A 22,670-nucleotide genomic window follows, 5' to 3' on the forward strand; every position below is an offset into this window, starting at 1 on the left:
CCAAAGGAGAAGCACCATGTCGTTCGCTGACGGCAGTCAAGTCCGTTTGGCCGACGTGTCGGAAGCGACGCCCGGCACCATTCCGGCCACCCCGCCATTCCAGGTGATGCGCTATCGCACGGCCAGCGTGCGCATCAACAAGCAGACCGACATTTCCGACGAGGTCCGCTCCGATCGCAACGTGCCCGGCATCACCGATGTCGGCCGTGCGGTCACCGGCACGATCGAAACCCGGTTTTCCTATAATACGTACAACACCTGGCTGGAGCGCCTGCTCTGCTCGACCTTCGTGACCGGCGTGCTGAAGAACGGCATCACCCACAAGACCGGCGCGCTGGAATTCACCTATGAGCAGGGCGCGACCGACAGCTATATCAGGTACACCGGCTGCCGCTGGAACACGCTCGACCTCAACATGCGCTCCCGCGCCCCGGTGCAGGCGTCATGGGGCATCATGGGCATCGACAGCCCGACCCCGACCACCGCCATCATCGCCGGCGCCACCTATGCCGCCCCGACCACGACGGAAGACTTCAGCGCCGGCCTCAATGTCGCGGCCCTGTCGATTACCTCTGCGGCCCTGGGTTCGTCGCCCAAGGTGCAGGCGATGAGCCTGCGCATCACCAACAACATCTACCAGGTCGACGTCGTCGGCTCCTACGCGCCGTATGGCCACGGCCTTGGCCGGTTTGAAGTCAGCGGCACCATGACCGTGCTGTTCGAGAGCCTGGCCGCCTACACCGCCATCCTCAATCATGAGGACGTGACGATCGGCTTCACCTTGCAGGACAAAGCGGGCAACTCGCTGCAGTTCGCCCTGCCGAAGGTGAAGTTCCTCGACGGCGGCCCCGCCGCTCCCGGCAACGGCCAGCCTGTCGTCATCGAAGTTCCTTTCCAGGGCTTCTATGACTCGAGCTCGGCCGCGACCATCACTATCACCAAGACGGATGCACCCTGATGCGCAAGCTTAATAAAGCCGCCCAGCCGACCGGCGCTGGACCTGTAGCCATCCTCCCGCTCACCGACTTCCGCGCCGATCCTTGGGCCACAGGGAACGAAAAAGCCGTTGCGTTCCGCGCCGGTATCCTGTCCTCGCCGGTGCCGGCCGAATTCGCGCAAAAGGCGCGCGATGACGGCAGGGCCGCTCTGGCCTCCGAACCTGCCCCCGAAAGGCAGGACTGATCAGTCTGCCAAGACTGGTTTCTGCGAGAACGGCCGGAGCGTTCGGGCGCTCCGGCCACAATCCTCCCGAAAGGATAACCAATGACCATCAAGCTTTCATCGGTGAAGGCCGATCTGTCGCGTGAAGAAAAAGGCGACTGGATTCCATCACCGGATTTCCCCGGCGTCGAGTTCAACGTTTCGTCGCTGCATTTGCCCGCCTATCAGACTGCGCTTACCCTGATGGAGCAGCGTCTGGCCCGTGCCTACAAGGGCGTCCCGGTGCCGCCGCATATCCGAACGGTCGAGGTCGGCAAGCTGCTGCACAAACATATCCTGCACGACTGGCGCGGCTTCGATGAGCCTTACAGCGAGGAAGTCGCAAGTGGGATGATGTGCGAGCCGGAAGGCCGCAATTTCATTGCCGCCGTCCAGAACTGCGCCGCCATGGTTTCGCTCACCGATGTCGAGTTCGTCGAGGAAGCGGGAAAAAACTCCTCGAGGCCTTCCGCGACAGGATCTGGCGAGAAGGCCTAGACCCCGAACGGCAGGACTGGCTTGAAGAGCTGGCGGCCGAAGAAGACGCGGAAGACTGGGTCATCAAGGCAGCGTTTCCCGCCGGTCGCATAGAGTTCGAGCCGGAGCCCTGGCACCGGCTTTATTGGCAGGCGTGGGAAGCGATCCGGTTCGACCGGTTCTATGGCGCCATGGGTGGCGAGGGTCCGATCCCGTACATGGTGATCCGGGCCTACGCCAACGACCACGGCATATCGGGCGACGACTTCAAGCTGTTCCGGGCCTTTCTCAAGATCCTCGACGACGCCTGGCTGTTGCATGTCGTTAAGCGCGACAAGCCTCCGCCAGAAAGCGTTCCTCCATCCTCATAGGTATGCGGGAATTCTCATGGTCCAGCAATTGTCTTCCCTGCGGGTCGCGCCCGAGCTTGACGCCACCAAATACACGGCTGGCGCCCAGCAGAAGGTCGCGGCCGACAAGGCCATGGTGGCGTCCAACCGCGAGGTTGCCGCCGCCGCCGCGCAGACGGATGCCAAGATCGTCCAGTCCGGCGACGTGCTCGCCCGCCTGTCGCGGCAGTTCGTCGACGGCTATGCCTCGGCGCAGCGCATGAATTCGGCGCTCAACTCGCTGTCGCGCGGCATCGACAGCGGCAAGATCAAGATGGAACAGGCGGGGCCGATCCTCGACGGCATCTACCGGAAATTCCAGCTTGCAGGCGACGCGTCGCTGTTCATGGCCCGTGGCCAGACCGAACTTGCCGCGGCGGTCTCTGCCGCGAATGCCAAACTCGCCGCGCAAAAACAGATCGCGCCGGCCAACAACAATGGCGGCAGCGATACCTTCCGCCGCACCAACCTCGGCTACCAGGCCTTCGACATCGGCCAGGGCCTCGCCGCCGGCACGCCGCTGGCGATCATCGCGGCGCAGCAAGGGCCGCAGATTGCCCAGATGTATGCCGCACAAGGTGGGCTCAACGCGCTGCTGAAAGATAGCGTCGGCATCCTTGGCGGCGTGGCGCGCGCCGCCGGGCCGTGGATAGCTGCTCTTGCCGCCATATACGGCGCCTACAGGCTCATCGCCTCGTTTTCCGCCGAGGCGTCGCTTGGCGTGGACAGTGCGACCCGTGCACTTGCCGCACAGGCTTCCTCGGTCGAATCCATCGACGGCAAGATCAAGGATCTGGTTTCGATCCAGAGCGAGTACCAGAAGGCGATCACCACGACCGCCGACGCGCAATCGGCCGCGTCGGCGTCGATCGTCGCCAGCACACAGCGGGAATTCGACGCCAAGAAACAGTTGCTGGAACTGGAGCTAAAGCGGCAGGAAGCGTCGATCAAGCTGCAGGAATCCGAACTGGCCATTGCCGGCCTTCAACTGCGCAAGAGCGTCAACCAGCAGGTGTTCACGCGCAGTGACCTCGAACGGCAGGGCTATGCCGACCCTCGCATCAATGGCGGTATCCCCTTCGTGCGTCTGCCGGACGATGTCACCGGCCTGCAGAAGACTCAGGACGTACTCGACAACAATCCGCTGTTCGACAAGATCAAGGAATTGCAGGCAAACCTACAACTGACCGAGCTGGGCGCCGAGCGGCTGCGCGAAGCGGTCAAGAAGGTGTTCACCGATGCCGGCGGCGTCGGCGGCCCGACCTTCGCCGGCAACAACATCCCCATCCCGCATTTCCGTGGCGTCGACGACAATCCGGCCGATCAGGATTTCATGAATGATTTCGGCAAGTCGTCGTCGCGCCAGATATCAGACCTGCAGAACCAGGCGACGGCGCTCGGCCTGACGGGTGCGGCGCTGGAGGCCTTCACGTTCAAGCAGCAGGCACTGAATGCCGCGCTTGCGCAGAACATCGAACTCGGCCCCGACCAGGTCGCCATCATCGACAAGCAGGCAAAGGCCTATGGCGCGGTCGCGAAGGCCCTGGCACGCGCGCGCCTTGACAAGGACCTTGCCTTTGAGCGCGACCAGATGTTCCGTTCGGCGCAGGATCAGCAGATCGCATCGCGCCAGCAGGGTGCCGGTCTCGCCGTCGACCTCAATTCGCCGGCGGCGCAGCAGGTGCGCGATATCGCCAAATTCAGCGATGCCAAGGAATTGGCAACCGGCTTCCTGACCGATTTCAAATCCGAGCTGCTGCGCAATGGCGGCGATGTCGGCAAGGCGCTCGGCACGTCGATCCTCAACGCGCTGACCAAGTCGATGGACGATCAGCTGGGCAAGATCTTCGACACCATCGCGTCCTGGCTTGCATCGGCGATCACCGGACAGCGGCCGGGTGCGGGCGGCGCGGCCTTCGGGACCGCCGGCGGCTTCGCCGACATGATCTTCGGTTCGGCCGCCAACGACAACTATGCGGCCGGCGCGGTCACGCGTGCGCCTCTCTCCGCCGTCGGCAACATGGCATCCTATGCCGCGGCGATCCGCTCGATCGAGAGCGCAGGCAGCGGCGGCTATTCGGCGCTCGGTCCTGTGCTGAAAAATGGCAACCAGGCGCTCGGCGCCTACCAGGTCATGAAGAGCAACCTGCCGTCCTGGTCGAAAGAGACCTTCGGCGAGGTGATGTCGCCAAAAGACTTCCTGTCCAATCCAGGCGCACAGGACGCGATCTTCGAAAAGCAGTTCGGCAAATACCTGTCCAAGTATGGCAATCCGCAGGACGCCGCATCGGCATGGTTCACTGGCGGACCGCTGTCCACCGGCGCCAATTCCAAGGATGTTTTGGGCACGTCGGGATCGGTCTATGTCGACAAATTCAACGCCGCCGTCGCCAAGGCGTCTGACAGTCTCGGCGGTCTCGACAGTACCGTCACCAACACGGTGAAGAGCCTTGCCAGCGGCATTGACGGCAAGGGCGGTCTTGCCTCCATCCTGGATGGGCTCAAGCCGCAGAATTTCCAGGCCAACACCACGCTGTCCGACATCCTCGGCTATACCGGCGGGGGCGCGGCATCAGGATCTTCCGGTGGCGGCTTTCTCGGCTCGCTGCTCGGCTTCATCCCGAAACTCTTCGGTTTCGCCGGCGGCACGGATTTTGCTCCTGGCGGCTTGGCGCGGATCAACGAGCAGGGCGGCGAGATCGTCGACCTGCCGCGCGGCTCGCGTGTCATCCCGCATGATGTTTCGATGCGCATGGCGGCCAATGCCAATCGGCCGGCACAAGCCCAACCGACAAAGATAGAACTCCACACGCACATCTATGGCGCCAGCGGCGATGACCATATCCGCACGCTGTCGCGGCAGGGCGCGCAAGAGGCGATCAGCGAGTATCACCAGGGCCAGGTCAGCGGCGGCTTTGGCGAGACTCAGCGGCGCTACACGTCGCAGAAGGGTTGAGCGATGGGGCGCTATACGGATCTCCCCACGCTCGACATCGACTTTCTGAAACCCGCCCGTCTGTCCTTCGACACCAAGGGCGGCGGGCTGGAGGGCGGACGCAACGGTCTTGGGGAATCGGTCACCATCGAAACCAGCGGCGGTGGCATGCTTGTCGGCTCCTATGAAAGCTGCTTCGTGCAGGCGCGCGAAGAGCACGAATATATCAATTGGGTTGCTGCCCGGATGAACAGCGGTGTGCGGTTCATGAATGTGCCGATCAAGTCGGACTGGATGGGGCCTTTTCCAGTCGATTCCGGCAACATCCCGCGTCCCATCATCGGCGGCATTCCTCATTCCGATGGCGCCCTGTTCGCCGATGGCGCCGGTTACAGCCAGACGACGGTGATTGCCAATATGGATGCCGCAGCGCTCAATGCCGGAAAGGTCACGCTTCGAATCTATGGTGCCGCCCGCAATCTGCGCTGGTCCGACTGGTTTTCGATCTACCATCCAAACAAGGGTTGGCGCGCCTATCGAAATTGGGATCATACCGACCCTGTTCCAGCCTTTGAGACGATCGACGGCGTGGCGCGCGCCGGCCAGCGCTACACGCTCTCGCTCGATCGTCCGCTGCGCGAGGCGGTGATCCAGGGAACCCGGGTCGAATTCGCGCGGCCGCGCTGCGTCATGAAGTTTCCGTCCGGCTTCACGCTGCCCTGGGAGGTGCAGGGGTTCTGGCGGTCGTCGCCGACACTGCAATTCGTCGAGGGCTTCTGAACCATGGCCTGGCAGGACCTTGTCGGCTCATACAGCCTGCAATATGTGCCGCAATCCGTTCTCGACCGGATGGCGTCGAGCCATATGCTTGGCATCTTCTTTCGCCTCGATACAGATCCCGGCCTGCATATCTGGGCCGGCGTCAACGACATCCCGGCCGGCTTCGACAGCCTCGACGATAACGGCACGGTCTATCTCGGCGGCGGCCGGCTGCTCAACATCCCGACGCTCGAGGTGCTGGTCAACGGGCAAAGCTCCAGTGTCGAATTCGGCATCTCAGGCATCGATCCGGACACCGCGGCCAAAGTCCTCGACACCATGCCGGATGTTCGCGGCAAGGATCTGAAGATCGGCATCACCACGCTCGACGACTATTACCAGCCGACAAGCCCGATCATCGCGCTATGGACGGGAACGGCATCGCATCCGACGGAATCGAGCCCGGCAGTGTCCGGCTCTGAAAACCCCACGACAACGATCACCCTGGCAACGGTATCTGGCAACAACACCAGGTCGCGGGCGTCGCTGGTGCTGTGGTCGGGGCCACACCAGAAGGCGATGTATCCCACCGACAAATTCTGCGACGGCACGGCCCGCCTAGCGCGCGGCGTCGCGCCGGCCTGGCCGAATTACTGAGGCATTAGATGACGCTGCAAGAATACATCCGGCTGCCACACCGGTGGCAGTGGGGTTACACCGACTGCACGCTGTTCGCGGCCGACTGGGTTGTCGCCGCGACGGGCAAGGATCCGGGTGCCGAATTGCGCGGCACCTATTTCGACGCTGATGCCGCTGCAGCCATCCTGCGCGCCTTTGGCGGCGCCGAACGGCTGGTCGGCGCGAAGCTCTCCGCTCTGGGCTTCCATCGCGTCCAGGCGCCGCATGACGGCGATATCGGCATGGTCCTGGCCATGACCGGCTTCGACGCCGCCGGCGCCATGGTGAAGGAAATCCCGGCCATCCGCTTCGGCCCGCTCTGGGGCGTCATGTCGGCGCGCGGCGTCATGGTCAAGCATCTCGATTGGACTGGCGTGGCATGGCGCATAGTGTGAACCCGTTCGACGATGCGCTACGCCAGGCGCTGGCGACAGCGTCGCGCAAAAGCACCTATAATCCCGGCATCGGCGCCTTTGAGACGGCGACGACGCAGGAGATCGTCGCCCATGGCTGGAGTGGCGAATATCGTTGGCCGGTCCATCGCGACCCGATCTTCACGCCGATCTTCACCGCCATTCTCGGCAGCGGCGGTTTCTCGCTCTTCGGCGCAACTATTTCCTACGCGGCGATCGCCTCGGCGATCGTCACCACGGCGATCGTCGCCGGCGTGCAATATCTGCTGACGCCGAAGCCGCCGAAACCGGAGGACGGCCGTGCGCCGCTGACGCAACCCATTCCCTATCGCTTCTGGGGTGTTGGCGAGGCCAGGCTGGCCGGCGCGATGATGCTGTGGGAAGCGCTCGACAACCGCATTTTCTCGGTGCAGGCCATCGCCGGACATCGCATCAATGCCTACACTGGCTTCTATCTGAACGATGACAAGGTTGACGTCATCGGCGGTCACGTTCAATCGCCCGGCGGCGGTCGCTACGTCGACGACGACAGAGATCTTGTCTTTGTCTACCCCGCCCTTGGCCTGGTGCCTGAGACGCCGATCGCCGATTTCGTTACGATCTTAAGCGGCCAAGGCATCTGGACGAACAATCATCGTGGCGACGGACAGGCCTCCATCGGCATGCTCTGCGTCGGCCCCGGAGCTGATAATTTCCTGAAGTCCTTCCCTTATGGCAAGCCCGCACTGTCCGTTGTCGCCGAGATGGCCCTGGTCTGGGATTTCCGCAACCCGTCGCAAAGTCCGGAAGACCCTTCAACCTGGGCGTTCTCGCGCAATCCGATCCTTCACCTCGCCTGGCACGAATGCTTCAATCCGTTCGGCACCAAGCGCGATTTCCGCAAGGCGCTGCTGCCCGTGCTCGATATGTGGCAGGAGGAAGCCGATGTCTGCGACGAGGACGTGCCAAGGGCTTCCGGCGGCACGGAAAAGCGCTATGAGTGCGGCGGCTTTGATACCACTGAGCATGATCCGAAAAGCGGCACCAACGCCATCCTGGCGACGTGCGACGGCTGGATGTGCGAGCGCGGCGATGGCGCCTTGCTTGTCGTCGCCGGCAAGTTCCGCGAAAAATACGTCGCCACGCTGACCGATGCCGACATTGTCGGCCACACCGTGCAGCATGACGTGTTGCCGGAAGAAGAGGTCAATCAGTTCATCCCGAAATTCACCTATCCGGCGACCGACTATACGACGACGGATACCGACTATTTCGAGGATACCGAAGCGCAGGTCGCGGCCGGTCGCGTGTTGCCGCAGGACGGCAATTACATCTGGTGCCAGCAATGGCGCCAGGCCCGCCGGCTGGGCAAGCGCGAATTTGCCCGTGCGCGTGCCAAGAAGCGCGGCACGCTCGACGTCAGGTTCACGGGCATCAATGCCATTTATGCGCCATGGGTTCGGCTGAACACGCCGCGTCGGTTGCCGTCGCTGAACGGCAAGCTGATCAACAACCGCCGGTCCGTCCTGTCGGTGTCGCGCGGCGGCTTCCAGATGACTTTTGTGATGATGCCCGACGATATCGACGCCTGGGACCCGGCCGTCGATGAGGGATCGGCGCCGCCTGTGCCGCCAAAGCCGGTTTCGGACGGCATTCCGACCCCGATCATCGATACAGCGGTGGCAGTCTCCGGGGGCGGCAGCGTGTACATCCGCGTCGCGCTGATCGATCCAAACCGGATCGATCTCACGCCGGTTGTTCACTACAGGATATCGGATGTCGGCGGCGGCGTTCCCGGCGCCTGGGTGGAGCAGAAGTTCCCTGGAGCGACGCCGTCGGCCGGCCTGATCGTCCTCAACACAAATCCGGTTCCGGCCAACAATTCGATCGACGTCCAGGCCGCCTATATCGGTGCCGACAATAGCTACGGCACCTGGACTAGCACCGTGACGCTGGTATCGACGGTCGATACGACCCCGCCGGCCGCGGTCACCAGTGTTGTCGCCACGGGCGGCGTCGGCCAGGTCGCACTGACCTGGAACACTCCGAATTCCGGCAACTACGTCGCCACCAACATCAGGCGCAACACAGTGAACAATGAGGGCACCGCTACCCTCGTTCGCACCGAATACGGCGCGCCTTCATCGGCCGATGCCTGGACGGACACCGGGCGCGCGGCCGGCACCTATTACTATTGGCTGCGCTCGGCGAACGCATCCGGCGTCGAGAGCACCACAAGCGTCGCCACCGGCCCCAAAGTCGTCACTTAAAAAGGAAAGCATCATGGCAGTCGTACCCTTCAACGCGCTTTTCGCTGACGGCCCTGCCGGCAATCCGTATCAGCCGCCGAAGCAAGATCTTCGCGATACTTTCAATGATCTGAATGGTCGGATCAGCACTGTCAGTGACTCGGTGCATTACTCGACTGAATTCGGGTTTGTCGATGACGGCGTGGCTGGCGTTGATACTGGCACCGACAACGATGCTGCTTGGGCTGCGGCAAAGGCAGCGCTGACGAATGGCGAAACCCTTGTCATGGTTCGGCAGAACACAGGCGTGTTCTACTTCGCGACGACGAGCGATTTCACCGGCATCCCTATCGACGCAACGAGCAATCCGACTTTCAATGGACCGAACGTCTACAATGACAGGACGTCAGCGGAAGTCGCTGCCGGCGGACCCCCCATTACCATTGTAGGGGCGGGTAGGCTTACGTCGATCAGCACATCCCTCAACGTCACCTACCGTCGCCATGCGGAACCGGTGGCAAAGGCGGATTTCCTCACCGATGGCGACGTTGCCTATGATGAGCCGACCGTTGTGGACATGTCCGGCTCGGCTGTCACGATGCTCAAATATGCCTGGCCGAACGGCAACACGACATCGGCAACGGCAACTGGCATCACCAAGACGACCAACGATATTCAGATCAACAGGGCGACGGCGGACAATTCCGTCCTTATGTTCGCTGGCGTCGTGCCTGAGGTGACTTGCCAATACTCGTGGGTAGTTGGTCCTAACGTCAATGACGTTCCGTTTGCAGTGCTTGCCTTTGATGGCGGATACCACGCTGTCTATGCGGCTCTCAACTCCCGTGCCATCCACAAGAAGCTGACGGCCGCTGCCACTTTCACTGAAGTCAATGTTCCGGATTTTGGTGCGAGAATAACGCCAGAGACGTCGTACACCTTCGCCCAAGGGTCCATCACGATAGACCTTATCACCCCCACGAAATACCAGCTTGGCTTAAACGGCGTGGTGTTCGCGGAAGGGGACCTCCCTTCGCCTGCATTGTATGTCGGGCCAGGCCTGTTTTTTGGGCCAAGTCAGACGGGTACTTCTCATTTTTTTAACATGGTGAAGGTGAAGAACCCCACCCGCCTAGCGCCTCGCCCAATCCGCGCTTTGTTCGTCGGCGACAGCAAAATGGACCCGGTTTTCCAAGGGTGGCCAGACGATATTGCGCGCATCATGCAAGGTTCGATGGGCGTACAGTGGGAATATACAAGGAACATAGCCGTAGCTGGTGAGACCTTGGCTCAGCAGCTTACTCGCATCCTTGCTTTAGACATGACTGGTTACACAGATGTGTTCATTGGCCTTGGCACCAACGATGCCCAAGGTCTCACATCGCAAACCACGTTCGCCACAAACCTGGGTTTGATGCTCAACCAGGCTTTGAGCCTGGGGGCTCGCGTAACGCTTTTGCTAACGCCAGCATTCTATACCAGAGCCGACGGGTATGCGGTCACAGGATTTGTCAATCAGGGCCAGGCTTCTGTCAACGGCGCAGCTGTCCCTGCGTATCGAGAGATCATCCGACGCGTCGTCGCAACGTACCGGGACGCGGGAAGCAAGGTTGCCCTCGTGGATGCCGGGAAGATATGCGGTCCTACTCTTGCGCAGTATCTGACTTGGGCTTCCTCGTGGAGTGGGAGTCGTGTCGACACCAACGTCTTTGACAATATCCACGAGGGGCGCACCGCTCGCACCAAGATAGCCCAGGCGTGCGCAAGAGCTGCCTTTGGGCTGGCGACGCCGGCAAGGACGAAGAAATATCCTAGTCTTTTAACGTCGGCCGTCCCGGCTTCCTGGTACGCAAACAGTTGGACAGCTTCGTCTCCTGCAGCGGTCTTTTGGATTGATGAGCGCGGCTATAAACACCTTGACGGAGTGATCCAGGCGAATGCTGGCCCTCTCGCAGACGCTACGGTGGTTATGACCCTGCCGACCTACATGAAGCCGGTGCGAAACATTCAGCTTTCTGCCGTAGGTTCCAAGGTGGCGACGGCAGGGCAGGCAAATCAGACTTGGGTTGAAATCCTGGCAACCGGCGATGTCCGCGTCTACGGCGTTGATCCCACGAACAAGTTCGTCCGCCTGTCGGACGCTCATTGGGAGTGAAAGTTGCCCAGTCGGCCTTGTGCTGCTATGCCACCTGCCGTCAGAAATAGTCAGGTGGCATGTTTTACAAGAATGTCCAGGGACTCCGCGCCATCGCGGCGTTGATGGTGGTGTTCACCCACTCCTTCTACCCACTTGTCCCTATGCGAAATCATTGGTCGCAGTACGTCGGGGCCATCGGCCCATCAGGCGTCGACCTCTTCTTCGTGATTTCTGGCTTCGTGGTCTTCCTGTCCGCCGACAGGCTGGGGAAGAACGCCGACGTCACCGGAATGTGGCGGGCCTTGCGAGAATTTGTTGTGAGGCGGGTTTTCCGAATTTACCCCGTCTATCTGACAGCGTTCCTCATCGCATCGCTGGTGCTAATCCTTATGCCTGCCGCTGAATTATTCCCGGCGGGCATGAAGCAGCAACCATGGTGGAAGCTGGCGCTGCTCATTGCCCAGCCGAACAATCGCATTCTGGCTGCTTGGACATTGCAGTACGAGATGACATTCTATGCGGTGTGCGCTCTGGGTATTTTGCTATTCCCGCGCCGCATCGTGGCCATCATCGCTCTTTGGATGGCAATTGTCCTCTGCATCTGGGGCGCCGGCATCTACATGAATTCGGTGTTTACCGCGCCTATAGTGCTCGAGTTCGCGTTCGGAATTGTCGTCGCGTTGCTGGTCGAGAGGAAATTCTCGGAGTACGCCTTGTCGTCCTTGGCCTTAGGGATTGGCGGGCTGGTCATCGGCGCGATCTGTTATCATTTCAACGATCCGAAGGGCGCGTGGGCTTTGCCTGTGATGTGGCGGACGGTGTGCTTCGGCTTGCCGAGCGGTTTCATCGTCTATGGCTTTGTCGCTGTCGAGATGAGGCATATGTGGACGTTCTCGAAGACATGGATCCGCTTCGGAGACGCTTCCTATTCGCTTTACCTCTGGCATCAACTGCTATTCGCGGTGATGGCGGCCTGCTACGTGAAACTGGGCCTAGTCGGAACAGTAAACGAGTGGGTTTTGTGGCTTTCTTTGTTCGCGGCGGTCATCCCCGTCAGCTTCATCAGCTTCTATCAGATCGAGCGCCGGTTCAACAAAGCTGAATGGGTTACTCGGTTGGCCGGCGCCACGCGAAAGAAGCCTGCCCCTACGGCAACTGAACTCAAGGCCGAGACGGCGTAGGCATCGGCGGCCCGCCGATCAAATCGTTGAAGGCGATTTCCTCATGCTGGGTCATATGCCGGTATTCCCAAGCGCTGCCATTCCATCGGCTCATGATGGGGCTTCCGGCGACCTCAGTGCCGTCGCTGACCACGACGGGATCAGATGGCGCGTAGAAATGCCATTCGCCGTCCTTGATGTGGCTCTCGCCACGGCTGATCCACGCAAAAAAGACCAAGACCGCCAAGACGCCGGCAATACGCGCTGCAACCAGTTCGGCCCTGTTCTTAACCATAGGTCAGATATAGCCACTTTGATGTTGCCTAGTCCACCTTCCGCAGTGCTTCCCGAACCACAGCGGCATCGTTGCTGTCGCCGCTCTTCAGCACAACCCAGACACCATCAACGAGCGCCAGCAGTCCGCCGTCATAGGTGTTGATCTCGGATGACCGCAAGGCCTTGGCCTGAATGCTGGCGCTGGCTTTTGCCCATGGCATGCTGAGATAGCTTAGGTCCCCCGTTGGCCCATCATTGTCGGCGGCTGGCCCGCTGAGATCCATCGGGATTTCATCCGGCAGATCGTCATTGTCCGGCTTCCTCACCATCGCATCGGCCTCCTCTGGGGCCGGCGACCATACCATCATCACCCGAAAGGAAAACTCATGGCTGTTTCCCGTGAAAAGGAATCGCTTGCCCGCGTGCTTGCGCATGAAGGCGGCTATTCGAACAATCCCAATGATCCCGGTGGCCCGACGATGAAGGGCGTCACGCAGCGCGTCTATGACGGCTTTCGGAAGGGCAAAGGCCTTGCCACCCGCTCAGTCAAAAGCATCACCACCGCCGAATTGAATGAAATCTATGATCGTCAATATTGGGACGCGGTGCAGGGCGACGCGTTGCCGGCCGGCGTCGACTACGTGGTTTTTGACGGTGCGGTGAATTCCGGTCCCGGTCGCTCGATCATGTGGCTTCAGCAGGCGTTGCGGCCTGCCTATACCGGCCGCATTGACGGCGTCCTGGGCATTGGCACGCTTGCGGCGCTGAAGGCGGACAAGAACAACGACGCGCTGATCGACCGCATCTGCAACGCCCGCATGGCCTTCCTGAAGCACCTCAGCACGTTCGGAACCTTCGGCCGGGGCTGGACGGCTCGCGTTGCTGAAGTCCGAGCAATCGGCCAGGCATGGGCAACCGGTCAGGTGCCTCAGGCGGCTAACTTCGTCGACGGCGGCCAAGCGAAAGCCTTTGTCGATGATGCCAACGCCGTACCGTCGACCGCGCCGGCGGACTTGGCAACTGGCGCCGGCACCGGTGGCCTCGGTCTGTCCGGCTACCTCTATGATCTGCAGAACCAGCTGTCGCCGCTGTCCTACACCAGCGAGTGGATCGGCAAGGTGGTCGTGGTCGTGGCACTCGCAAGCGCGGTGCTGGCGATCGGCGGGCTCGGCTATCGCTGGTACGCCAATCGCAAGGCCAAGCGTCTCGCCGCGGCGCTTGGAACGGCGCCGGCGTGACCTGGCTTATCACCCTTGTCGCCGGCGTCGTCGGCGTGCCCCGCCCAGTCGCTGTCATCATCGCGTGGACGGCGATTGCGGTTGCCATCTCGGGCGCCGTGTTCGCCGGCTACGAGTTCATCAAACACAAAGGCGCTGACGAGGTTCGCGCCAAAATCGAGAAGGGAAATCAGGATGCGATACGCAAGGGTATCGACGCTCGCATGTCTCTTGATGAGTGCATTGACGCTGGCGGCGTGTACGACTTCGGACGTCAGCGGTGTGGCGCCGCTACGCTCGGCCCTCGGTAGCAGCCTTCCCGGCGCACAGGGCAAGACGGTCGCCGACCAGAACAAGATCGATCGCACCGTGGCGCCGGGCTGCGCGGTCAAGCTCTACACCCGGGCGGAATGCGATCTGCACACCAAGGCCAGCGCAGCGCGCCGGGCTGAACTGAAATCATAGCAGGGCGGGGACGATGCCGACGTCAGGAACGAAGAGTCTGGAAATGATGATCGGCGGCCTGCTGCAAGCCACGCAGGATATGCAGCGAGACATCACCGAAATCCGCCGTGACATCAAGGACAGCGATGCGCGAGCCGCGCTGAGCTACGAGCAATCGGAACAGCGCGCCGCCGCCAGTCGTGCGAAAATGTATCAGAAGACCGACGAGCTGGTTGAACGCGTCAGCGCCACCGAAAGCGCGGTCAGCAAGCTCAACGCCGACATGACCAGCGTCCAGGAAGTGACGGCCGAAGTGACGCGCTGGAAGCTCATGGGGCTTGGCGCCCTCGGCGTCACCGGCATGGCCGCCGCTGCACTGGCGTCGCTCGTTACCGCCTATTGGGGCGATATCTGGCGAGTGTTGCGGGGCGGGTAGAAGGGGCCTTAAACACTTGGGCCTGTCTGCCGCATGTCCAGAACCCGCAATCGATTATCATGATAGGCCGAAAAAAGCCTTGCGAGGGGAAAGGTACGGCGGTGGCTGCGGCGAATTGCGATCACGGCCTCGCTGGCGGCCTGTATGCTTGCTGACAGCCTTGCTGGGTCGGGAGGCCTGTCTTTGACGGAAAACGCGCCCCCGGTAAATTGCTCGAATAAGTTGGAAAGTACATCATCGAGTTCAGCTCCGTCTGCGGCCGAGACCACCGACCTAAGGTCGTCGAATAGGCCGTCGATAAGGGCTTGAGCCCCCAGCAGTCGTGCCTCTTGGACTCGCTGGTCAGGTGCTAACTTGAAATCATTTGCCCAATAGTCGGCCGCAACCACCGACGCAGCGTTTATGGCCGCGCATAGCTCGTCGCACCTAGCGGAGCGCTCATCCCGATGAAATTTCCACATATTGAAAAAGAGAGTTATTGCCGCACCGATGAACGCGCCGATCAGGCCCGATAGCACGATCATCGATACGACTCAGGCGGCCACGGCTAGTGCGGCCTCGGAAATGTATCTCTCAACTGTTTTTGCGTGATGCTGGAAACGAGCGGTTCTCGCCATCACTCTAAGGTGCTTCCGAACTTCTTGGTGCGTAAACCCGATGCGCAGAAGACCTCCGAAGGTTTCCTCCAGAAATGATGAGCCGTACCCAGCGACGCCGTCCAGGACGACTGTCACAGTGCCGCCGGTATCAATGGCATCTCTGAGTGCGACCGCCAAAGTTTCATTTCGGAACACTTCACCGCTAAACGGCCCGTCCGCGGCATATCGCGGACCGGGATATCGCGTGTATTCCTCAGCAATGCTGATTGTCCTGTCCATGCGCGTCAACCTTTATAGATCTAGGACCCACTCAACGAGCGTACCACGGATTGCGTTCCTATAGGTTGCACTCTTCGGTCGGCTGCCGGTCTCCCAGACGTATTCCCCATTCCGGCTGAGGATCCTTAACCGTCCGTGTCGAGCGCGCTGTGCAACTTCGATCATGGTGTGCAATCCCTTACCATGTTGCTGCAAGTTTGTCTGCGACTTAGAAATCGTCATCGCCAAGCGGATTGCAAGACCATCATTTGACGCATCTGCGACGTCGCTAGTAATGCGAGCCGCCGCCATCCACCGCTTTACGCGAGCCTCCAATTTACCCCAATGACGCCAGTGCGGCAAACTGACCGGGATGGAGACGCCTTGATCATACACGATCACAGTCACCCGTCCGGCTTGCAAATCCACCGCTCCTGTCAACCACCAGTTCTTCAGCGGTGGGTACTCCCACGTCTCACCCTCAGGGTAGGCCCAACTGTGAGAATTCAGAACGGCCTCGAACATTCCGGCGTATGGCTCAGCATCAAGCAGTTTCTCTCCCAGCGGGTCAGGAAGTAGGTTGTGGAGGGCCTCTTGCAGTTTCCCCACCTGCTCGCCAACCGCTTGATTGCCTGTCGTGAATTTCTGGATCACGAAGGTCGAACTGCTCGACTGCGACGAGTACTTGGCCTTCCGCATATCCAGCAGTTCGTGGAAACCTAATGAGGTCAGGGCGGCTCGAATCTCCGGCTTCCACGCATCCTCATTGACCGTATGAAGTTTGGACCCCGTTATGCTCTTTGCTTGGTTATAAATCGATGCCAAGACAAGGGCAGCGGTCGGGCTAATATAATCCATGGTGGCGAAGTCGTAGTAGGCAGACACCGGCTTTGCCTTCAGGCTCTTTGTCTTTTTTCTGGTTACATACTCGACGGCCTTCCTCAGAACATTCCGTCTCATGTCCGAGAGAAGCTTCAGCGTTTCTTCGGCATTCTCTGACAGGCAAAATACAGTGGGCATCGGTATTCGCTTGAGAACTCGGCCCCGATATTTTCGCCCCTCACGCTCGAAGACGACCTCTCTGCCAATTGTTTTTGCTCGATTTTTTTCGCGGCGCCATTCTTTGTGCCGAAGGGTTCTGCGCTGCAAGCGCCACGCTCGTCGAACCAGCCATCGCTGTCGCGACGCCGATAGTTTACGCATGATTCTGTATGTCCCCACCCATTTGAAGTATGCAATGCACATTCATCGCGTCGATCGCAAGTTGATCAACGTTGAACGGTAACAAAAGTCTGATGGCTCCGGGCCGGCCGGGTTTTATTTTGCGGCCTGCCTGACGATTCCGGCAATCTCGACAGGCAGGCTCTCGTAGCCGATAGCTTCGACCGCGTTCACGATCGCAGCAAAGGCCGCTGCTTTCATGTGGATAGGGCGTATCTTCGACCTGCCGCCTTCGAGATCCTCATAGGTACGCAAGGGTACACCCATGGCTTTGGCCATCTGAGCCTGGGTCGCGCCCATGCCCAGGCGTAACATGAGCAGGTCATATCTGCCGTCCATTGAAGACATGCTGTGTTCCCGCTATATTCAGGAACCGGAGAGAGGTGCTAGCTCTCTCCGGCCCCCGGTTATCGGTTAATGGAGATTGCTAGTTTCCATCTTCCGATCCGGACTTGGAAGGTGAGCTTAACGCTCATGGTGTCCTCCTAGTCCTTGCCGAAGCGGGATTGCTTCGGTGATTTGTTATCCCACGAAAACCGTGGGTACACAAGCGAAAACCCACGGAAACCGTGGGTAATTTTTCAAAGCCGCTTCGGCACAGCCGGGGCGGCTTTCGTCTTTTAGGTCTATGCCTTGATGCTCGGCGCCGTCTGAAGCTGCAATCTATTGACAGTGGCGATGACCGCCGCTGCGATTGCCTCCGCCTCGTCCATCAATCCCGGGCCATAGAGCGCATTTACGGCTTCCTCGCTGGGCAGCACGCCAGGCGGGCAGTGCTCTTCCACCGTCTCCCTGATCAGCCGCAAGGCGGCACGTCCGTCGGGATCGTTCTTCATGGTCGACCGAACACACCGCCGCGGTAAAAGTTCCGGAACTATTGTAGCTCAATCTTATTTAACGGCGGTCTGTGTGAGTTCCGTGCATGCGTTTGAAGTTCGTCGCGCCGTTGATGCCGACCCTTGTTGAGCAGCCTCCCGAAGGTGACGGCTGGATTCACGAAGTGAAGTTCGACGGCTATCGCTCGCAACTGATCATCGACGAAGACGGAACGCGCATCTACACCCGCAACGGCCATGACTGGACGGCCAAATATCGCGACCTGGTGCAGGAGGCGAGGAGCCTCGGGGCAGAAAGCGCCATCGTCGACGGCGAGATCATCGTGCTGAACGGTGCAGGCCTTTCCGATTTCGGCGAGTTGCGGAAGGCGATCACCCGGCGGCAGCATGATCTCTATTTCGTCGCCTTCGACCTGCTGCATCTCAATGGCCATGATTTGCGCGACATGGAGCTGGAAGAGCGGCGCGAGATCTTATCCAGAATGATAGAGCCTGGCGGCCGGATCCAGTTCAGCGAACCGTTGCCGGGGAATGCCAAGGCAATTTTCCATTTGCTCGACAAGGCCGGCCTTGAAGGAATGGTGTCGAAGCGGCGCGACAGCAAATACCGCAGCGGCCCGTCGACGAACTGGCTGAAGGCGAAATGCTACTCGGTCGACGAATACGAGCTGCTTGGCGTCGAGCGTGAGGCCGGCAAGCCGGCATTTGCCCTGATGGCCGATCGGGCGACCGGCCGCTATGTCGGCTCGGCCTTCATCAATCCCAGTCGGGCTATCCGCGAGCGCCTGTGGAAGCGGGTCCAGGAGCATGCCGGGCCTGCGCCCAAGGGGATGAAGCGGCCGGCGACGCAATGGGTCAAGCCTGGCATCATCGGCCGCGTGAAGCACTTGCGCGGAGAAGAGGATTTGCGGCACGCTTCGCTGCAGGATTTTCGGGAAGAATGAGTTCAGGGCCGTTCGTCGCTCCGTTTGCCGAACTAAAAGCTCGTCGCCCTTTTTCTTGCATCAATGGGAGTTTGGTCACCACCTCTTGGGCAAGGTCATGGGTGGCAAAGGCCATGAGAAGCGCGACAAGCAATACCCGCAATCCCCCCACAATGCACAGGCTTTCATCTTGCGGGAGGAGTGGCGACTCCACAACCTGCAGGATTCCTGCTTACTTGACGCCTATGGCGTGGGCTTGGCGACATTGGCGAAAACTTTCTGGTTGGTTGCTGGTCCTTTGGGGGATCATTCACAGCCTTATCAGTTTAGGCGGCGATGTCGATTTTATCGTCTCGCTTGTCCAAGGTATCGGCTGGGTCGGCGTCATGATTACGTGGCTGCTAGGCGCGCCAGCTTGGTTCGTGCTCGCAGTCGTAGTCGCGGGCCTAGGTCTTATCTATTGGGACAATAGGCGACGCGCAGTTAGAGCGATTTCCGCCCAGCAACCTATCGTTCTAGAAGCGCCCATGGGGCCTAAAAAGCTCGCGGCCGAAAATGCGCCGAATCCCCCGATTGGCTTTCTCGATTTGCCGCTTGTTAGCGAGGCAAATCTCGGCGCCTACATAAATTCAAGTCGGCTCGTGAATAGCGCGGCCAAACAGATTGCCGACATGACGGGCAACACGTTACGCGAGGAGGTGGGCCACTACGGGCTCTTTGAGCATGTCGCGGCCCTAGGTATCAAAAACTCCCGTGATCTGGAGGAATCACTCCAAAAAGAGTTTGAGATTGTTGTTCAATTGCCTCACTTTATGATGGCTATGACAAAGGTTCGGCGATCAATCGTGATCTCATTTCTTTTGGATGTATTGGAGTACCGGCGGTTTACCCTAGAAGAAAATTGTTCTTTCCGTCAGAATTTGAAGGCGTCCTCAACTAGCCTCGGGTTTATACAAACCATAAGAGACGCAATTAGAGACATTGAGAAGAATTTAAAGTCGTAATTCTGTCACCTGGATCGCCTTAGACACTGATGAAGGAGCGCGGCGGTAAACCCACCCCGACCATTGAGTTTCGGCTCCGTTTCGTGAATGACCATAGCCGCCAGGTATTCCGCGAGCTGGGCATAGGTTCCCGAGCCCCCGAGAGGATATCCCTAAAAAGGCTTGCCGGCGCGCATCATGGCCCGAGCGATCGCAAGCTGTGCTTCCGTCCTTGCATTTTCTTTTTGGGTCATATTATCGGCCGCGATCAGCCGCTTTAGTGACCGCAGAGTTTCGCCGCGCGACCAGCCGGCCTCCAGCATGCAGTCGACTATGGCTTGAAAGCCGGGCTCCATCGCCTCCTGGCAGTCGATGACACGGTCTGGATATTCGCCCGCTTCTTTTGGTCGACTAATCATCTCACTCCCGCCAAATGCCTGTCGCCGTGTTCGCGGTGCTCGAAACAGAACCAGTGCGATGGCTGTCTGGGCTTTGCAAATCCGAACGGCGCGCGCTTGCCGCACTCGTCAAACTCGCAGACGTGATTTTCGATCCGTCCACTTTGCCGCGGCGCCGCCATCGCGCCTTCGGCAAGCTTGATGGGTTCGTCGCTCATAGCGGATTGATCGGTCCGACTAGGGCAGGGTGGTCATTCGGTTGCTTGTTGACGACGGTCGAATTGACGTCGCGTCCGACACGGTTGAACTGCAACTGGCCGTCGATGTCGTGACTGAGGATGTCTTTCAGGTACTCCTTCGGCGTCGCCGGGTCGAGCCAGGCGTCGTAATAGGCCTGGTCGAGAATGACCGGCTGACGGTCGTGCAGGTTCTTCATCGGCTCGCCGGCCGGCTCGGTGATGATGGTGCAACTCGTGATGTCGAGATTTGAGTTGTGGGCCCAAAGCCCGGCAAACGAAAAAGGAGCGTGGCCGGGGAGGTAGATGTGCCAAGGATCCTTCTTGCCGTCGGCCGGCGAGATCGTCCACTCAAAGAAGCCGTCAGCCGGGATCAAGCATCGTTTCGACTTGAACGCATCCCGGAAGGCCGGCGCGGTGTCGATGCCTTCAATCCTGGCGTTGAACATGGCCGCCTTGGGCATTTCCTTTGCCCAGAATGGAACGAGCCACCATCGCCCCTCCCGCAGGCGGTGGTTCCCGTTCTCGCCGGCGGTGACGAAAGGAACATCCTGCGTCGGCGCGATGTTGTATCGCGGCTCGTCATTTCGGCCGATTTCCGCCGGCGCCGTGAGCCGGTAGAGTTGGTGGATTTCCGACCACGTCAGATATCGGGTGTAGCGGCCGCACATGACATTTCCTCGATCGACAGGCTTCCCGAGCCTTCGGTGTGGCTATCCTGTCGACAGTGAACGGAATGAGAACAAAAGTGTCAAGCACCTCTTGACCGGACAGGAATTTGTTCCTCTTTTTAAGGTATGGCGCACGATCCCATCGACACGCTGGGCAAGGCGACCCGGCACAATATGCTTGTGAAAGCGGAATGCAGTTGTGGCAATGTCCGCTACTGCCGTTCGGCCGATCTGATGATGGTCTATGGCGGCGGCGCCGACCCGCTGAAGCTGAGGTTCGACTGCAGCCGCTGCAAGCCCGACATAAAGATCACGCTGCTCGAAGTGCATCCCGAGCACCTGCCCAAGCGCCTCATGATCCACAAGCCGATGAAGGTCGACGGCAAGATCACCTGGTACACGGAACGGTTTCGTGGATAGCCAACGCCTCACAGTCCGATCCGCCTATCAACGCGGCTGGCAGGTCGTCGATGGAAGCGCGATCGTGGAAACGTTCGAAACGAAGGAAGACGCGTTCCAATGCCTTGTCGACCGCGGCGCGCGAGTTCATCTGAATTGGAGACGGACCTTCATCGCAGGGGCCTCGGTGCCATATGACTTCTCAGCCGAGTTTCAGAGCAAGTATGCGGGCCGGATCAAAAAAGAGCTGCACGGGCCGGCTGCTGGCAAGTGGTTCTGGTTTCAAGGCTCTTTGCGAGGGGAGGGCACAACCAAGGACGATGCGGTTTTTCAAGTAGAGCGGTCGTATACGCGCCTCGTGGTGAAGGCCGATTATCCCAAATAGGCGGCAGATTATGTACTTTGCGAATAGAGGCCATAAAGCCATGTCGCTACCGAAAGGCTGACCCCTCCAGGAGATTTTCCACTTAGTTCCAAGTTGACGCGTATGAGCGCCTTGCATCTGGGGCGATCTTCTGCCTACGCTCGTCATCAAAATACGGTGGGGGCTATTCTGTAATGCAAAAACTGGGTCCGTCCGCCTCGCGAGGAGGTGAGCTAAGCTCGTTTAGATTCAAACCGGCTGGGGTAAGTGCTATATGTCCCTATTGCGGAGAGCTGGCTGTTTTTACTTGCTCAGGATATCAGGACGCGGGACCGATAAATTCAGTGGCGTGTGTTGGTCGCTGCCCCGGATGTAAGGGGCAAGTAGGGATTTGGACGGTAAATCCTGAATCCGTGACTTCGGCAGATAAAATTGATATTTTCATCTACCCGGCCGCTCGGCCGAAATTTCCTCATCCGCCAGAAAGCGAGTCGATTCCCCCGTCAATTCGGAGAGCTTTGATCGCGGCGATTGATTCATACAACTTCGGGATTTACTCCGGCACTGCTGCGGCCTCCCGCCGAGCACTTGAAGGCATGTTCAAATATCTCGCACCGGACGCTGACGACAGGACTCCGCTGCACGATCTCATCGAGACGGTGAAGAAAAATCCAACTCTGGCAGAGCCTCTCACGAACCTTTCGCACCTAGTCCGCGCCGGTGGAAATCTTGGCGCTCACTTCAATCTTGAGCGCGAGCCGAGCGAAGCCCTCGCGAGGCATATGGTTGAGCTAGTCGACTACTTTTTCGCCTATCTGTACGTCCTCCCTACTAAAATCAAAGAACTCGAAGTAGAGTTGTCGACGCTCTTGAATAAGGGTGGCAATTCGACCCCGACGTAAATAGTTAAGCTTGCGCCCAGAAAGCGCCCAGATAACCTTCGCCAGCGCCGGTTTCGACGGGAATATCCGGGCACAAGCGGCGTAAAAGAGCCCGGAATGCGCAATTCTCGTGGTTTGAACGCTCGTTTACA

Annotated in this window: 29 protein-coding genes and 1 pseudogene; 19 read left to right on the forward strand and 11 right to left on the reverse strand. The window is 59.7% G+C overall.

Features of this window, described 5'->3' with window-relative positions:
- Window positions 1-16: 16 nt before the first annotated feature.
- The 11 genes from ACLGL5_RS22610 to ACLGL5_RS22660 all read left to right on the forward strand — a co-directional run bounded on the left by ACLGL5_RS22610 (window position 17) and on the right by ACLGL5_RS22660 (window position 12,397).
- Window positions 17-958: a phage tail tube protein gene (locus tag ACLGL5_RS22610; RefSeq protein WP_069092080.1), complete on the forward strand. Its 942-nt coding sequence runs from the start codon at window positions 17-19 to the stop codon at window positions 956-958.
- On the forward strand, window positions 958-1,182 hold the full coding sequence (locus ACLGL5_RS22615) for a hypothetical protein (protein ID WP_069092081.1): 225 nt from the start codon (window positions 958-960) through the stop codon (window positions 1,180-1,182). The genes ACLGL5_RS22610 and ACLGL5_RS22615 overlap by 1 nt, the downstream gene beginning before the upstream one ends.
- A gap of 81 nt (window positions 1,183-1,263) precedes the next feature.
- Entirely contained in the window at window positions 1,264-1,698 is a 435-nt protein-coding gene (locus ACLGL5_RS22620) for a phage-derived protein YdaY family protein (protein WP_069092082.1), read from the forward strand.
- A gap of 89 nt (window positions 1,699-1,787) precedes the next feature.
- On the forward strand, window positions 1,788-2,048 hold the full coding sequence (locus ACLGL5_RS22625) for a phage tail assembly chaperone (protein ID WP_494372956.1): 261 nt from the start codon (window positions 1,788-1,790) through the stop codon (window positions 2,046-2,048).
- A 16-nt stretch (window positions 2,049-2,064) separates the two neighbouring features.
- Window positions 2,065-5,022 carry a hypothetical protein gene (locus ACLGL5_RS22630; RefSeq protein WP_069092083.1) on the forward strand — a complete coding sequence of 986 codons (2,958 nt, stop codon included), beginning with the start codon at window positions 2,065-2,067 and terminating at the stop codon, window positions 5,020-5,022.
- A gap of 3 nt (window positions 5,023-5,025) precedes the next feature.
- Window positions 5,026-5,781: a hypothetical protein gene (locus ACLGL5_RS22635; protein ID WP_010915699.1), complete on the forward strand. Its 756-nt coding sequence runs from the start codon at window positions 5,026-5,028 to the stop codon at window positions 5,779-5,781.
- A 3-nt stretch (window positions 5,782-5,784) separates the two neighbouring features.
- Window positions 5,785-6,417: a hypothetical protein gene (locus tag ACLGL5_RS22640; protein WP_069092084.1), complete on the forward strand. Its 633-nt coding sequence runs from the start codon at window positions 5,785-5,787 to the stop codon at window positions 6,415-6,417.
- An 8-nt stretch (window positions 6,418-6,425) separates the two neighbouring features.
- Window positions 6,426-6,833: a DUF6950 family protein gene (locus tag ACLGL5_RS22645; protein WP_069092085.1), complete on the forward strand. Its 408-nt coding sequence runs from the start codon at window positions 6,426-6,428 to the stop codon at window positions 6,831-6,833.
- Entirely contained in the window at window positions 6,818-9,100 is a 2,283-nt protein-coding gene (locus ACLGL5_RS22650) for a phage tail protein (RefSeq protein WP_069092086.1), read from the forward strand. Before ACLGL5_RS22645 ends, ACLGL5_RS22650 begins: the two co-directional genes overlap by 16 nt.
- A gap of 13 nt (window positions 9,101-9,113) precedes the next feature.
- Complete coding sequence (locus ACLGL5_RS22655) at window positions 9,114-11,234, forward strand: SGNH/GDSL hydrolase family protein (RefSeq protein WP_069092087.1); 2,121 nt, start codon at window positions 9,114-9,116, stop codon at window positions 11,232-11,234.
- A gap of 59 nt (window positions 11,235-11,293) precedes the next feature.
- Entirely contained in the window at window positions 11,294-12,397 is a 1,104-nt protein-coding gene (locus ACLGL5_RS22660) for an acyltransferase family protein (protein WP_069092088.1), read from the forward strand.
- On the opposite strand, the gene ACLGL5_RS22665 is transcribed toward ACLGL5_RS22660, so the two are convergent.
- The gene (locus ACLGL5_RS22665; RefSeq protein WP_141700929.1) at window positions 12,378-12,623 is read right to left on the reverse strand and encodes a hypothetical protein; all 246 of its coding nucleotides are present in this window, start codon (window positions 12,621-12,623) and stop codon (window positions 12,378-12,380) included. The genes ACLGL5_RS22660 and ACLGL5_RS22665 overlap by 20 nt on opposite strands.
- A 76-nt stretch (window positions 12,624-12,699) precedes the next feature.
- Window positions 12,700-12,981, reverse strand: a complete 282-nt coding sequence (locus ACLGL5_RS22670) for a hypothetical protein (RefSeq protein ID WP_141700930.1) — start codon at window positions 12,979-12,981, stop codon at window positions 12,700-12,702.
- Window positions 12,982-13,038: 57 nt separating this feature from the next.
- On the opposite strand from ACLGL5_RS22670, the gene ACLGL5_RS22675 reads away from it, so the two are divergent.
- The 3 genes from ACLGL5_RS22675 to ACLGL5_RS22685 all read left to right on the forward strand — a co-directional run bounded on the left by ACLGL5_RS22675 (window position 13,039) and on the right by ACLGL5_RS22685 (window position 14,749).
- A complete protein-coding gene (locus tag ACLGL5_RS22675; RefSeq protein WP_069092091.1) occupies window positions 13,039-13,890 on the forward strand; it encodes a glycoside hydrolase family 108 protein in 852 nt (283 codons plus the stop codon).
- A gap of 213 nt (window positions 13,891-14,103) precedes the next feature.
- On the forward strand, window positions 14,104-14,334 hold the full coding sequence (locus tag ACLGL5_RS22680; protein ID WP_171903287.1) for a hypothetical protein: 231 nt from the start codon (window positions 14,104-14,106) through the stop codon (window positions 14,332-14,334).
- 43 nt (window positions 14,335-14,377) lie between these two features.
- Window positions 14,378-14,749 (forward strand): DUF1515 family protein, encoded by a 372-nt coding sequence (locus ACLGL5_RS22685; protein WP_245307135.1) that lies wholly within the window; start codon window positions 14,378-14,380, stop codon window positions 14,747-14,749.
- Between the two features lie 8 nt (window positions 14,750-14,757).
- Here the strand turns inward: ACLGL5_RS22685 and ACLGL5_RS22690 are convergent, their stop codons facing one another.
- The 5 genes from ACLGL5_RS22690 to ACLGL5_RS22710 all read right to left on the reverse strand — a co-directional run bounded on the left by ACLGL5_RS22690 (window position 14,758) and on the right by ACLGL5_RS22710 (window position 17,663).
- Complete coding sequence (locus ACLGL5_RS22690; RefSeq protein ID WP_069092094.1) at window positions 14,758-15,273, reverse strand: hypothetical protein; 516 nt, start codon at window positions 15,271-15,273, stop codon at window positions 14,758-14,760.
- 9 nt (window positions 15,274-15,282) lie between these two features.
- Window positions 15,283-15,627 carry an STAS-like domain-containing protein gene (locus tag ACLGL5_RS22695; protein ID WP_069092095.1) on the reverse strand — a complete coding sequence of 115 codons (345 nt, stop codon included), beginning with the start codon at window positions 15,625-15,627 and terminating at the stop codon, window positions 15,283-15,285.
- 12 nt (window positions 15,628-15,639) lie between these two features.
- The gene (locus ACLGL5_RS22700; protein WP_141700931.1) at window positions 15,640-16,755 is read right to left on the reverse strand and encodes a hypothetical protein; all 1,116 of its coding nucleotides are present in this window, start codon (window positions 16,753-16,755) and stop codon (window positions 15,640-15,642) included.
- A 168-nt stretch (window positions 16,756-16,923) separates the two neighbouring features.
- A complete protein-coding gene (locus ACLGL5_RS22705; RefSeq protein ID WP_083246746.1) occupies window positions 16,924-17,175 on the reverse strand; it encodes a helix-turn-helix domain-containing protein in 252 nt (83 codons plus the stop codon).
- A gap of 278 nt (window positions 17,176-17,453) precedes the next feature.
- The gene (locus ACLGL5_RS22710; RefSeq protein ID WP_069092097.1) at window positions 17,454-17,663 is read right to left on the reverse strand and encodes a hypothetical protein; all 210 of its coding nucleotides are present in this window, start codon (window positions 17,661-17,663) and stop codon (window positions 17,454-17,456) included.
- 86 nt (window positions 17,664-17,749) lie between these two features.
- Here ACLGL5_RS22710 and ACLGL5_RS22715 point away from each other — a divergent pair, with 86 nt between their 5' ends.
- Window positions 17,750-18,607, forward strand: coding sequence for an ATP-dependent DNA ligase (locus ACLGL5_RS22715; protein WP_069092098.1), 858 nt, complete (start codon window positions 17,750-17,752; stop codon window positions 18,605-18,607).
- A gap of 215 nt (window positions 18,608-18,822) precedes the next feature.
- Window positions 18,823-19,590 carry a hypothetical protein gene (locus ACLGL5_RS22720; protein WP_141700932.1) on the forward strand — a complete coding sequence of 256 codons (768 nt, stop codon included), beginning with the start codon at window positions 18,823-18,825 and terminating at the stop codon, window positions 19,588-19,590.
- Between the two features lie 5 nt (window positions 19,591-19,595).
- Here ACLGL5_RS22720 and ACLGL5_RS22725 read toward each other — a convergent pair.
- The 4 genes and pseudogenes from ACLGL5_RS22725 to ACLGL5_RS22740 all read right to left on the reverse strand — a co-directional run.
- A pseudogene (locus ACLGL5_RS22725) lies at window positions 19,596-19,706 on the reverse strand (hypothetical protein); the annotation flags it as partial.
- Between the two features lie 36 nt (window positions 19,707-19,742).
- On the reverse strand, window positions 19,743-19,988 hold the full coding sequence (locus tag ACLGL5_RS22730; RefSeq protein ID WP_069092100.1) for a hypothetical protein: 246 nt from the start codon (window positions 19,986-19,988) through the stop codon (window positions 19,743-19,745).
- Window positions 19,985-20,185 carry a hypothetical protein gene (locus ACLGL5_RS22735; RefSeq protein WP_069092101.1) on the reverse strand — a complete coding sequence of 67 codons (201 nt, stop codon included), beginning with the start codon at window positions 20,183-20,185 and terminating at the stop codon, window positions 19,985-19,987. Before ACLGL5_RS22735 ends, ACLGL5_RS22730 begins: the two co-directional genes overlap by 4 nt.
- Window positions 20,182-20,874 (reverse strand): SOS response-associated peptidase, encoded by a 693-nt coding sequence (locus tag ACLGL5_RS22740; protein WP_494372769.1) that lies wholly within the window; start codon window positions 20,872-20,874, stop codon window positions 20,182-20,184. The genes ACLGL5_RS22735 and ACLGL5_RS22740 overlap by 4 nt, the downstream gene beginning before the upstream one ends.
- Window positions 20,875-21,000: 126 nt before the next feature.
- Between ACLGL5_RS22740 and ACLGL5_RS22745 the strand changes: the two genes are divergently transcribed.
- From ACLGL5_RS22745 to ACLGL5_RS22755, 3 genes are all read left to right on the forward strand, one after another.
- Window positions 21,001-21,294 carry a hypothetical protein gene (locus ACLGL5_RS22745; protein WP_069092103.1) on the forward strand — a complete coding sequence of 98 codons (294 nt, stop codon included), beginning with the start codon at window positions 21,001-21,003 and terminating at the stop codon, window positions 21,292-21,294.
- Entirely contained in the window at window positions 21,287-21,658 is a 372-nt protein-coding gene (locus ACLGL5_RS22750; RefSeq protein WP_069092104.1) for a hypothetical protein, read from the forward strand. Before ACLGL5_RS22745 ends, ACLGL5_RS22750 begins: the two co-directional genes overlap by 8 nt.
- A gap of 392 nt (window positions 21,659-22,050) precedes the next feature.
- The gene (locus ACLGL5_RS22755) at window positions 22,051-22,539 is read left to right on the forward strand and encodes a DUF4145 domain-containing protein (protein ID WP_171903288.1); all 489 of its coding nucleotides are present in this window, start codon (window positions 22,051-22,053) and stop codon (window positions 22,537-22,539) included.
- The last annotated feature ends 131 nt before the right edge of the window (window positions 22,540-22,670 follow it).

The organism is Mesorhizobium sp. U510 (genome assembly GCF_059180695.1).